The following is a 12,843-nucleotide window of genomic DNA, read 5'->3' as shown; positions in this document are numbered from 1 at the left end:
TATATTAATTAATAAATTAATAAAATCAATACTAATACTGAAAACATTATTTGTATGATAATAAAACGATTGGAAATGGTGTTTTCGTGATATCCAAGTTTTTGAAAATGATGATGTATAGGAGCCATAAGGAAAATTCTTTTTCCTACTCCATATTTTTTTTTATAATACATAAAATATAATACTTGTATTATAACAGAAATATTTTCTATAAAGAAAATACCACATAAAATAGGAAGGATCAATTCTTTTTTATTGATGATAGCTAGTGTAGCTATCACCGCTCCTATCGTTAAGCTTCCAGTATCTCCCATAAATATTTTTGCAGGATAAGTATTGTACCAAATAAAACTAATTAAAGATCCTATAAAAGAAAAAGAAAAAATAATTGTTTCTTTGATATTAGGAATATATATAAAATTAAAATAATTAGAATATATTCTATTGCTAGAAATAATAGATATAATAGATAAAGTAATAAAAATAATCAAAGATACTCCAGCTGTCAATCCATCCATCCCATCTGTAATGTTAGCTCCATTAGATATGAATATCATAGTAAAAATTACAATAGGAATAAAAATAATCCATGTGTATTTTTTGAATCCTTTGTTATACCATTCTAAAATAGATGAATAATCAAATTTTTTTCTAAATTTTCTTTTTAATAGTGGAAAAGTGGTAATATGTTCTTTATTATTATTTTTTTTAATATTATTTATGTCTTGAACATTATCATTGAAATAAATTGTAATTCCAATAAAAAATCCTAATATGATTTGTCCTAATAATTTATTGATTACACTAATTCCTTCTTTATTATATTTTATTTTAATATAATCATCTATAAATCCAATACCTCCCATATAAATAGTTGTGATAATCAATATTATCACATATATATTTTTTAATGAAGAAAATAGAATAGTTGAAACTATCGTAGAAAATATAATTACAATTCCACCCATTGTTGGGGTTCCTTCTTTTTCTTTTTGTCCTAAAATATCTAAATTTCTTATATTTTCTCCTATTATATTTTTTTTATTACGATTCCAATTGATAATCTTTTTATAAAGAATAAAAGCTATACAAAACGATAAAAAAAAAGCTAATAAAGATCTGTTGAATACATGATTTTCACTAAAAAGTGACAAAAACCTCACCATTTTACAAATGATAATATTTTCTTAATATTTCTTTAGCGATTTTCATATCGTCAAAAGGATAATATTTTCCTTTTACTTCTTGAAAAATTTCATGTCCTTTTCCCGCTATCAAAATAATATCTTTTTTTTTTGCAATTTTTATTGCTGTTTCAATAGCTTTTTTTCGGCTAACAAAAGTTAAAATATTTTTTTTTAGATATGATTTAAAATTTTTCATATCAATTAATATTTTTTCTGGATCCTCGTTTCTAGGATTATCAGATGTAAAAATAGATACGTTACATTTTTCATATACTAATTTTCCCATTAAAGAACGTTTTTTTTTATCTCTATCCCCTCCACAACCTATTACACAAATTAATCTATTTTCATTTTTTTTAATTTTTTTAATAGCATTAAATATTGTATTTAATGCATCTGGATTATGAGCATAATCTACAATTATTTTAATTCCAGATTTTGATGAAAATTGTTCAAAACGTCCTTTTATTGGTTTTATACTTTTTATTGTTTCAATAATTTTATTGTTTTGTTTTTCTCCTAATAATAATATAGATGTAGCATAACTTGCTAATATGTTATAGACATTGAATTCTCCGATTAATTTTGTATATGCTTTTTTTCCATTGATCAATAATTTAATTCCATTAATGCTATTTTCCAAAATCTTTATTTTGAAATCTACATCTTTTTTTAATCCATAAAAAAATGTTTTCGCTAAAATATTTTTTATTATATTTTTTGAATTTTTATCATCAGAATTAATTAGTGCGAATGATTCTTTCGATAAACTTTCGAAAAATGACTTTTTAGTAGATAAATAATTATTAAAATTCTTATGATAATCTAAATGATCATGTGTTATATTAGTAAATATCCCACCGATAAATAATAATCCAAAAATCCTTTTCTGATAAATTCCATGTGAACTTACTTCCATAAAAGCATATTCGCATCCTTTTTTAATTGATAAATTTAAATATTTATTAATATCAATAATATTTGGAGTTGTATGGGTTGTAGGATATTTTTTAGATATTATGACTATACCAACAGTGGAAATTAGTATACTTTTTTTACCCATACTATTAAATAATTGATGTAATATGTTTACAACGGAAGTTTTTCCATTTGTACCGGTTACACCTATTAATTTTATTTTTTTTGTAGGATGATCATAAAAATTAGAAGATATAATACCTAAAGCAATCATGGAATCTGTAACGGAAACATAGGTTACATTTTCATATCTGTTATTAACAGGAATTACCTCGCAAAGGATTGTGTTAGCTCCTTTTTCTATAGCATCCACGATAAATTTATGTCCATCTGTATTTTCTCCATTTTTTGCAACAAAAATCATATTTTTATTTACTTCTTTAGAAGATATAGCAATTCCTTCAATAAATACAGTATCTATTCCTATTATCTTAAGTATAGATACTTTTTTTAAAACATCTCTTAACATTTTTTTCATTCTGCTAATTTCAAATATATAATTTGATTTTTCTTCAATTTTTTACCAGGGTAGGGAGATTGTTCGATTACTTTTCCAATTCCTGTATACATTATGTTAAACCCCATATTTTCTAATAATGGAATGATTTCTTTTCCAGGAATAGAAATTATATTAGGCATAATTAATTTATTATTATTAAAGATGTTTTTAGATTTTGATTCTATGATTTTACTTAATAAATTTTCTTTATTATTTTTTATTTTTATATATAACTTTTTCTTAGCTATTCTTGGATAAATAGATCTAGCTATCTTATCAAAAACTGGAACCGCTACTTCAATTCCATAGTATCCTATCTTTGGTTTGGAGATGACCACAATACAAGAATATTTTGGATTATCTGCAGGAAAATATCCAACAAAAGAACTGTTATAAGATAAAGGTTTACCTTTAACCCAATACTCTAATTGAGTAGTACCTGTTTTTCCTGCATATGGATAATCTGGATTATAATATTTTTTGGCTGTTCCATTTTTAACAACTCCTTTTAACATATTTTGAATTTTTGTTAAAGAAGATTCTCTAGCTATAGAAGGAATTATAACGATAGGTTTTGTATTTTTACGAATGCTTTTTTCTTTATATTTTATTTCCTTAATAAATACAGGTTTAATCATTTTTCCGTTATTTGCTATTGCATTATAAAACGTTAGAATTTGTAAAGGAGTTAATTTAATATTATATCCAAAAGTCATCCACGGCAATGTAATACTACTCCAATTTGGATCTCCAGGGTTTGGTATAAATGGGACCCCTTCTCCTGGGATATCTATTCCTATTTTTTTATCTAATTTCCAATCATATAGATGTTTTATAAATTTTTTTGGATTTTCCTTATAATTATCATAAATGATTTTTGCAATACCAACATTAGAAGAATGTTCTAAAATTTGTTTAGGATTCATTTCTATATATCCATTATAATGACTATCCTTTATTTTTCTCCCTTTTAATTTCATTACTCCACCTTTCATATTTACAATCATATCTATATCTATTTTTTTATCTTCAATAGCTGCTAGAATTGCCATAGTTTTAAAAGTAGATCCTGGTTCATTCCCCTCCCATACAGCAAAATTTCTTAAATCTTCATAAGTATTTTTTTTAGTTTTCTCAAGATTAATAATAGCAGGAATTTCTCCATTATTTACATCCATAATAATTACACATCCATGATCTGCTTGAGATATAGTTAATTCTTGTAATAATGCATGATAAGCAATGTCTTGTAGATAAATATCTATAGTAGAATAAACATCTTTTCCATCTTCTGGATCAATTTTATTTTCTGATTTTAATGGTTTCCATACTTTAGAACTGATTCTCTGTTCTAATCTTTTTCCATCTTTACCTTTTAAATATTTGCTAAAAGCTCCTTCTAATCCAGCTTTTCCTCTATGATCATCGTATCCTAAAGTTCTTTTTCCAATACTTTCCAATGTATGAATTCTACATGATTTTTTTTCTACAATAAAACCACCCCGTATTTGTCCTTTATTAAAAATGGGAAAATTTCGTAAAATTTTATAATGCGGATAATCTAAATTTTTAGCTAATAAAAAATATCTATTTCCCTTTATTTTTTCTTCATAAAATTTTTTATAAAATATAATTTTTGGTTTTTTAAATAAAAATTCCAATGAATTACATAAAGAAACAATATTTTCTTGAAATAATTTATTAGATATTGATTTGAAATCGATATGAATATCATATTTTATAACAGACATAGCCAAAATACTACTATCTGATGCATAAATATTACCACGTTTAGCTTTAATAACATTTGTTCTTATTGCTTTTTCTATAACTGATTTTTTATATCCTTCTGAATAATTTTGAATATACAATAAATTAAAAATAATCAAAGCTGCAATAAACATGAAAATAAAACTAATTAAGTAAGACTTATATAACAAAGTATATCTATCTTTTTTCTCTTGTTTCATTTTTGTCTACTTAACTATTGTTTTTCATTTAAAACCAATTCATATGGAGGTGATTCTAAATATTTTAATTCATTTACTAATTTTTTTTTTATAAACGAAGACAATTGCATTTGCATACATTTACTATGTAAATCTACATATTCAGATTTCAATTCCTTTATTTCTTCACTAATTTTAGTTATTTTTCTAATTTTTCTATCCATCATATGAGAACTAGTAATACTAATTAAAGATAGTATAGTAAGAAATACAATAAAATTCCAATTGCGATAAGCATCTTCTTTTACTAAAAATTTTCCTTTTAAAAGATCTTTAATAATTTTTATAAATATCATTTTATTTTTTTTCATTTTTTTATCACTTAAATTTTTTCTGCTATTCTTAATCTAGCACTTCTTGATCTTGGATTATTTATGATTTCTTGAAAACTTGGTTTTATAACTTTTTTATGTATCATTCTAAATGGAAGAGGTTTAAATATTTTTTCTTTTAAAATTCCTTTCTTAAAAAAATATTTAGTAATTCGATCTTCTATAGAGTGATATGAAATCACAGCTATTCTACCTTTTGGTAAAAGAATTTTAGAAGATTGAACTAAAAAATATTTTAGTGCATTGATCTCATCATTAACTTCTATTCGTATAGACTGAAAAAGTCTAGATAAAAATTTTTTTCGTTTTTTAAAAGTACCTTTTATAAAAAAAAGATTAACTAAATCTGAAGAAAATAGTATATTATTTTTTGAACGAGCTTCTATTATTTTAGAAGAAATTTTTTTTGCATTTTTAAATTCTCCGTATTCCTTAAATATAAAAAATAGTTTTTCTTTTGAAGATTCATTAATAACATTTTTAGCTGAATAAGTAGACTCTTTATTCATTCTCATATCCAAAATGCAATTGGATTGATTAGAAAAACCTCTTTCAATATTATCTAATTGATAAGAAGACATTCCTAAGTCTACTAATATTCCTGATACTTTTCTAATATTTTTTTTATTTAAAATATTTAGTATTTTAATAAAACTACTGTGAAATAAGTGTAATCTTTTATCTTTAATGCAATTCATATTTACGGATTCCTTATCCTGATCTAAGGATATAAGTTTACCTCTTTCATTTAAGGAATTTAAAATAGCATAAGAATGGCCACCTCCTCCAAATGTTGCGTCTATATAAATTCCATTTTTATCTGTGATCAAGTTTTCTATACTTTCTTTTGTAAGAACTGGTTTATGATGGTAATTTTTATTCATTTTTATCTATAATGAAAAATTATTAATTATAATGTTACATACATTATATAAGTTTTAAAAACTTTTTGAAATGGAATTTAATTTAATAAAAACAGATAATTATTCTAAAGCTAGAATAGGCATTATAAAGACAGATCATGGAAAAATAAATACTCCAGCTTTCATGCCAGTAGCATCAAAAGGATATGTTAAATCTGTATCTATAGCTGAACTATACAAAATGTCAAATATAATACTTAGTAATACTTATCATTTATATCTTCAACCAGGAATAGATATATTATACGAAGCAGGAGGTATTCATTCTTTCATTAACTGGAAAAAATCTATTTTAACAGATAGTGGTGGGTTTCAAATTTTTTCTATGAGAAACTTAAATAAAATAACTGAAGATGGTGTAATTTTTAAATCCATTATAAATGGATCTTATCATTTTTTATCTCCAGAAAAATCTATGGAAATTCAACGTTTTATAGGAGGAGACATAATAATGGCTTTTGACGATTGTCCTCCTTTCCCTTGTAGTTATAATATGGCTATAAAATCTTTGAAAAAAACCCATTTATGGTTAGAAAGATGTTATTCTTATCTAAAAAAAAATCCGGAAAAATATAACTATAAACAAAGTTTTTTTCCTATTTCACAAGGTAGTATTTATCCAGATTTGAGAAAATATTCTGTAGAAAAAATTACTTCATTAGAAGTTGATGGATATGCTATAGGAGGATTAAGTTTAGGAGAAAAAAAAGAAAAAACTTATGATATCACTAATTTGGTAACGGATTTTTTACCTAAGAATAAACCTAGGTATTTAATGGGGGTAGGAACACCTGTAGATATTCTTGAAGGAATATCTACAGGTGTAGATATATTTGATTGTGTAATACCTACAAGAAATGGACGTCATGGAATGTTATTCACATGGAATGGGATTATTAATATAAAAAATAACAAATGGAAAAAAGATTTTTCATGTTTAGATGAATTTGGAAATTCTTATATAGATCATTTATATAGTAAATCTTATGTGAGACATCTTTTTCTTTCTAAGGATAATTTAGCTAAAGAAATAGCTTCTATTCATAATCTTTCTTTTTATTCTAATTTACTGAAACAAGCAAGATTTCATATTATGAACAATAATTTTTTATCTTGGAAAAGATCGATTGTCCCATTATTAAGCCAACGATTGTAATATTATTATATATAGATGAAAATTATTGACCGTTATATTTTTCGTAGTTTGATCAAAACTTTTATATTCATAACTATCTCTCTTCAGTTATTATCTATAGTTATAGATCTTTCTCAAAGAATGCATCGTCTAGAAAGTAATCATGGATCAATAAAAGATGCTTTGATTTATTACTATCCATTTTGGTCGGTATGGTTAGCTAATACTTTCAGCCCTATATCTGTTTTTTTATCTGTTATATTTTTCACATCTAAATTAACAAAAAACTCAGAAATAACTGCACTTTTAGCAAGTGGTATTAGTTTTCAAAGAATAACTTTTCCATATTTACTATCAGCTACTATCATAAGCATGACTTCTATAATGATCAATTATTATATTCTTCCAATAGCTAATAAAAATAAAAATAAATTTCATTATCAATATTTGTTAAGTTCAAACTATAAAAAAAAATACGAAAATGATCAAAATGTAAGTGCTCAAATTTCAAGTAAAGAATATATTTTTATCAGAAATTTTTCAAGAGAAAAAAATATAGGAAAATATTTTGTATATCAAAAATTTATTGGAAATAAATTAATATATATTTTAAAATCTAAAAATATTTACTGGAATAAAAAAAGTAAAGTATATGTTTTACATGATTATATAGAAACTACAATTCATAAGAATAATGATTTTTTTGTAAAAGGATTTTATAAAGTTATAAAATTGTCTCTCACTCCTGAAGAGTTTTTACCAGAAGAATATATAGCAGAAAATATGAATATTTCTGAACTGAAAAAATTCATAGATATAGAAAAGAGAAGAGGAAACAAGGATATAAATATTTATTTAAATGAATTTTATCAAAGAACAAGTCTTCCTCTTTCGACTTTTATATTTACTATCTTAGGATTATCTCTTTCCCTAAAAAAAGGAGAAATAGGGGGAAACATTATTATTGGAATTATATTATCTTTCATTTATATATTCTTCATAGAACTTACAAAAGTGTATTCTATAAAAAATTATATTCCCCCTTATTTATCTGTCTGTATTCCAAACATATTTTTTGGAATAATAACAACTTATTATTATATAAAAATAACTAAGTAATTTTATTTAGTCCATTTCAAATCCAGCTATATATACTTGTCCATTTTGCTTAATAGATTTTATGGTAACATCTCCTGAATATTTTTTTAAAACTCTATCAACATCACTAGGTTTTTTCATTTTTTTTCCATTAATAGATAAAATAATATCTCCTTCTTCCATTCCTATAGAACTAAGACGCCCCTCTTTAATTTCTTTTATGAGAATACCGTAATCTATATCAAAATCATTTTTATAATCTTTGCTAATAGATTCAAAAGTTGCTCCTAACAATTCAGATGGACTAATTTCTTCTTTAGTTCTTATTTTAATTCTACCTAGTAGATCTTTTAAAATAACGTTAAAAGTTTTCTTTTTCCCATCTCTAACAATGTTTATTGTTATTTTATCTCCTGGATGTTTTGTCCCAACAATAAAAGAAAGATCTGCAACATTTTGTATTGGGTGCCCATCTATATTTTTTATTATATCTCTTTTTTTAATACCAGCGTCATATGCCCCGCTTTTATTAAATACTTCTATTATTAAGAACCCTTGTTGCGGTTTTATGTTTTGATTTGTTTCTTTATTATAATATTTTAGATATTCTACTTTTGATAGATCTATTCCTTTAATTCCCAAATAAGCACGTTGTACGGAACCATATTTCTTTATATCTTTTATAACCTTTGCTACTAAGTTAGAAGGAGCAGCAAAACTATATCCTATAAAATTTCCTGAGGAAGAAGAAATAGCTGTATTTATTCCAATTAATTCACCATTTGTATTTACCAAAGCTCCTCCACTATTTCCAGGATTTACAGCTGCATCTGTTTGAAAAAATGATTCTATTGCTGATGGAGCTTCTCCTTTTAATATTCCTAAATTTCTATTTTTAGCACTTATTATTCCTGCTGTTACAGTTGAATTTAAATCAAAGGGATTTCCTATTGCTAAAACCCATTCTCCTACTTGTACCTTATTGGAATCAGAAAAATATATAAAAGGTAAATTATTCTCATTTATTTTCAATAATGCTATATCTGTACTTGGATCTGTTCCTATTAACTTAGCTCTATAAGTTCTTTGATCATTAAGAGTTATTTCAATTTTTTCTGCATCTTTTACCACATGATTATTAGTTACAACATATCCATCTGGAGATATAATAACTCCGGATCCATGAAGTCCAGGAACATCATTTTTTTGAGGTTTTTTTTCTTTTCCTCCAAAATCATCAGGATACCCAAAAAAGAAATCAAATGGATCAAACTGATTATTATTATAATTTTTAGAATAATTTTTTACATTTACTACTGCATGTATTGTTTTATCTACTACCCTAGTAAAATCAGGAAGACCTGCAGAACTAACCAGTGATGAATTTCCTAGATAATCCGTTTTTTTTGAATTTGAAGATAAAGAATTTGTATATGATGGGAAAGGTGTAGATATTCCTTTAGAATATTGTTTATATGCAGCAATGGTTATTATAGAGCTCACCATACTACTAAGTACAATATAAAAAACTATTTTCTTCATATTCATAATTGTAAATTGTAATATTATAATAATGCAGTGTTCTTAAATTCTTAAAACAAGAACAAGATATAAAAAAAAATATTAAAAACTGTAAATAATAATCTAGTAAAAATTAAAAATATAATATTAAATTCGTTATTATGAAATTGAATTTTTTTAAATATCACGGAACAGGTAATGATTTTATTATGTTAGATTTAAGAAAAAAAAATATTGTGGAAAATACTTCCTTGTTCAGAAAATTATGTGATAGAAATTTTGGAATTGGAGCAGATGGAATTATTTCAATTCAAAATGATGAAATTAGTGATTTTTATATGAAATATTACAACTCAGATGGTAAAAAAAGTTCCATGTGTGGAAATGGAGGGAGATGTGTTATTTCTTTTTCTAAAGAATTAGGAATAATAAAAGATAAAAAAACTTATTTTAGAGCAGAAGATGGATATCATTATGGATTTATTAAAGATAATTTAGTTTCTGTAAAACTTATAAATCTAAAAAAAACTGAAATAATAATTCATCTTAAACAACATATATTTCTTAACACTGGATCTCCCCATTACGTATTATTCGTAAAAGATGATATTCAGAAAATAGATGTTTATAGGGAAGGAAGAAGAATTAGATTAAATAATCCATATATTGTTAATGAAGGAGTAAATGTTAATTTTGTAAAAATATTAGAAAAAAATATTTTATTTGTTAGAACTTATGAAAGAGGAGTAGAAAAAGAGACTTTATCCTGTGGAACAGGTGTAACTGCTGCTGTAATTGCTGCATATGAAACAAATAGATTACCTTATAATGATGAAAATAAAGTAAAAGTGAAAACTTCAGGTGGAAATTTATTCGTTTCATTAAAAAAAACAGAAAAAGGATATGAAGATATTTATTTAAATGGACCTACGGAATTTGTATTTAAAGGAAGTATTTTGATTTAAAAATTAAAAAAATAAATCATGAAAAATAATTATTGCATTAATAATGATTCAATTAAATTTTTAAAAAAATATCTTGATGGCGTTTCCCCAAGTGGGGAAGAAACAGAAGGACAAAAAATATGGATAAACCATATGAAGAATTATGTTGATAAAATATATACAGATTTATATGGTACCGCAGTAGGCGTTATAAATCCTAAATCTCCGCATAAGTTAATTATAGAAGCACATGCTGATGAAATATCTTGGTATGTTAACTATATTACAGAAAATGGAATTATTTACGTATCTCGTAATGGAGGGTCAGATCATCAAATTGCAACATCTAAAAAGGTTATTATTCATACAAAAAAGGGGCCAGTATATGGAGTATTTGGTTGGCCTGCTATTCATACAAGAAAACCTTCAGATGAAAAATATCCTAGTGTAGGCAACATATTTGTAGATATTGGAGCATCTACTAAAAATGAAGTTATTAATTTAGGAGTTCATGTAGGATGTATGATAACATATCCTGATAAATTTTTTATTATGAATAATAACTATTTTGTATCTAGAGCTTTAGATAATAAGATAGGTGGATTTATTATAGCTGAAGTAACAAAAATGTTAGTGGAAAATGGGATTAATTTACAATATGGATTGTATATTGTAAATTCTGTTCAAGAAGAAATAGGATTAAAAGGTGCAAAAGTTATTTCTAAAGCTATAAATCCAAAGATTGCTATTGTTACAGATGTAACTCATGATACATCAAGTCCTATGGTTGATAAAAAGATACAAGGAGATATCAAGTGTGGATTAGGGCCTGTTATTGGATATGCACCTTCTATCCATAAGGATCTTAGAGAAATCATTATTGATACTGCTGAGTATAGAAATATTTGTTTTCAACGATTAGTATCATCTAGATATACAGGAACTGACACAGATGCTTTTGCTTATTCCAACAAAGGAGTATGTTCTGCATTAATTTCTATACCTCTACGGTATATGCATACCACAGTGGAAATAGTCCATAAAAATGATGTAGAAAAAACAGTATCATTAATATTTGAAACCTTACAAGAGATTAATAAAAAACATAATTTATTTTTTACCGTTAACGGTTAACGATTGAATCTAAAATGAATAATATCTCCATCTTGTATTAAATAATTTTTTCCTGCTAGAAGTATTTTTCCTGCTTTTTTAGCTTTATCTTCTGAACCATATTTGATAAAATCGTTATAATGAATAACTTCTGCCCGAATAAATCCTTTTTTTAAGTCTGTGTGAATTACAGATGAAGCTTCATATGCTGTATATTTTCTAGGAATTTGCCAAGAACGTATTTCTTTATCTCCTACTGTAAAAAAACTATGTAAATCTAATAATTTAAATGTTTCTTTAAGTACTTTGTCTATTCCTGTATTTTTCCAATTATTTTTTTCTTTTTCTAATTTTCTTTTTAAGCATAAAATTACTAAAATAGAATTTTCTTCTTTTATTACTTTTTCTATATTTTTTATATGATAATAAATTTCTTTATTATTATCATCATCATTTATATTACATACATATAAAACAGGTTTAACAGTAAGTAGTTGTAATTCTCTTATGTAATTCCTTTCTTTTTCTTCTTTAAAAGGAAACGTTCTAATGTTTTTTCCTTTTTTTAGAAAAGAGATAATATTTTTTAATGTATTTAAAATAGGTTCTTCATTTTTATCTCTCTTTTTATTTATTCTTTCTATTTTTTTTTCTATCGATTCTAAATCTTTTAATTGTAATTCTGTATCAATAATTTCTTTATCTCTAATAGGATTTACAGAACCTTCTACATGAAGAATACTTTCATCTTGAAAACAACGAATCATATGAATGATTGCATTTGTTTCTCGTATATGTGATAAAAATTTATTTCCTAATCCTTCTCCTTTATGAGATCCTCTAATTAATCCAGCTATATCTACTATTTTTAATTCTGATGGTACGATTTTTTTTGTATGTACTATTTTTTTTAATTCATATAATCTATGATCTGGAACTTTTGTAATTCCGTGATTAGGTTCTATAGTACAAAAAGGAAAGTTTTCTGATAAAACTTTAGAATTAGAAATAATATTAAAAAACGTAGATTTTCCTGAATTTGGTAGTCCAATAATTCCACATTTCATTTTTAATGAATTTTATTATTTTTATTTATTTATGTGA

11 protein-coding genes are annotated in these 12,843 nt (G+C 24.5%); 4 read left to right on the top strand and 7 right to left on the bottom strand.

What is annotated here, in order from left to right; all coding sequences use genetic code 11:
* Positions 1-8: 8 nt before the first annotated feature.
* The 5 genes from H0H48_RS01245 to rsmH are packed head-to-tail and all read right to left on the bottom strand — an operon-like array spanning position 9 to position 5,889.
* On the bottom strand, positions 9-1,166 hold the full coding sequence (locus H0H48_RS01245; protein WP_185871300.1) for a phospho-N-acetylmuramoyl-pentapeptide-transferase: 1,158 nt from the start codon (positions 1,164-1,166) through the stop codon (positions 9-11).
* A 1-nt stretch (position 1,167) separates the two neighbouring features.
* Positions 1,168-2,643: a UDP-N-acetylmuramoyl-L-alanyl-D-glutamate--2,6-diaminopimelate ligase gene (locus H0H48_RS01240; protein WP_185871299.1), complete on the bottom strand. Its 1,476-nt coding sequence runs from the start codon at positions 2,641-2,643 to the stop codon at positions 1,168-1,170.
* Positions 2,640-4,634, bottom strand: coding sequence for a penicillin-binding protein (locus H0H48_RS01235; protein WP_185871298.1), 1,995 nt, complete (start codon positions 4,632-4,634; stop codon positions 2,640-2,642). The genes H0H48_RS01240 and H0H48_RS01235 overlap by 4 nt, the downstream gene beginning before the upstream one ends.
* A 14-nt stretch (positions 4,635-4,648) precedes the next feature.
* Positions 4,649-4,969 (bottom strand): FtsL-like putative cell division protein, encoded by a 321-nt coding sequence (locus H0H48_RS01230; protein WP_185871297.1) that lies wholly within the window; start codon positions 4,967-4,969, stop codon positions 4,649-4,651.
* Between the two features lie 26 nt (positions 4,970-4,995).
* Complete coding sequence (gene rsmH, locus H0H48_RS01225; protein ID WP_185871296.1) at positions 4,996-5,889, bottom strand: 16S rRNA (cytosine(1402)-N(4))-methyltransferase RsmH; 894 nt, start codon at positions 5,887-5,889, stop codon at positions 4,996-4,998.
* Positions 5,890-5,959: 70 nt separating this feature from the next.
* On the opposite strand from rsmH, the gene tgt reads away from it, so the two are divergent.
* Positions 5,960-7,084: a tRNA guanosine(34) transglycosylase Tgt gene (gene tgt / locus H0H48_RS01220; RefSeq protein ID WP_185871295.1), complete on the top strand. Its 1,125-nt coding sequence runs from the start codon at positions 5,960-5,962 to the stop codon at positions 7,082-7,084.
* A gap of 15 nt (positions 7,085-7,099) precedes the next feature.
* A complete protein-coding gene (locus H0H48_RS01215; protein WP_185871294.1) occupies positions 7,100-8,182 on the top strand; it encodes an LptF/LptG family permease in 1,083 nt (360 codons plus the stop codon).
* A gap of 6 nt (positions 8,183-8,188) precedes the next feature.
* On the opposite strand, the gene H0H48_RS01210 is transcribed toward H0H48_RS01215, so the two are convergent.
* Positions 8,189-9,703 (bottom strand): trypsin-like peptidase domain-containing protein, encoded by a 1,515-nt coding sequence (locus tag H0H48_RS01210; protein WP_185871293.1) that lies wholly within the window; start codon positions 9,701-9,703, stop codon positions 8,189-8,191.
* Positions 9,704-9,843: 140 nt separating this feature from the next.
* Here H0H48_RS01210 and dapF point away from each other — a divergent pair, with 140 nt between their 5' ends.
* On the top strand, positions 9,844-10,647 hold the full coding sequence (gene dapF / locus H0H48_RS01205) for a diaminopimelate epimerase (protein ID WP_185871292.1): 804 nt from the start codon (positions 9,844-9,846) through the stop codon (positions 10,645-10,647).
* Between the two features lie 18 nt (positions 10,648-10,665).
* Positions 10,666-11,760: a zinc-binding metallopeptidase family protein gene (locus H0H48_RS01200; protein ID WP_185871291.1), complete on the top strand. Its 1,095-nt coding sequence runs from the start codon at positions 10,666-10,668 to the stop codon at positions 11,758-11,760.
* Here H0H48_RS01200 and ychF read toward each other — a convergent pair.
* Positions 11,757-12,806 carry a redox-regulated ATPase YchF gene (ychF, locus tag H0H48_RS01195; protein WP_185871290.1) on the bottom strand — a complete coding sequence of 350 codons (1,050 nt, stop codon included), beginning with the start codon at positions 12,804-12,806 and terminating at the stop codon, positions 11,757-11,759. The genes H0H48_RS01200 and ychF overlap by 4 nt on opposite strands.
* Positions 12,807-12,843 lie beyond the last annotated feature (37 nt).

The sequence above is a fragment of the Blattabacterium cuenoti genome, assembly GCF_014252055.1.
Taxonomy (GTDB): domain Bacteria; phylum Bacteroidota; class Bacteroidia; order Flavobacteriales; family Blattabacteriaceae; genus Blattabacterium; species Blattabacterium cuenoti_D.
This window is presented reverse-complemented; position numbering and strand designations above follow the sequence as displayed.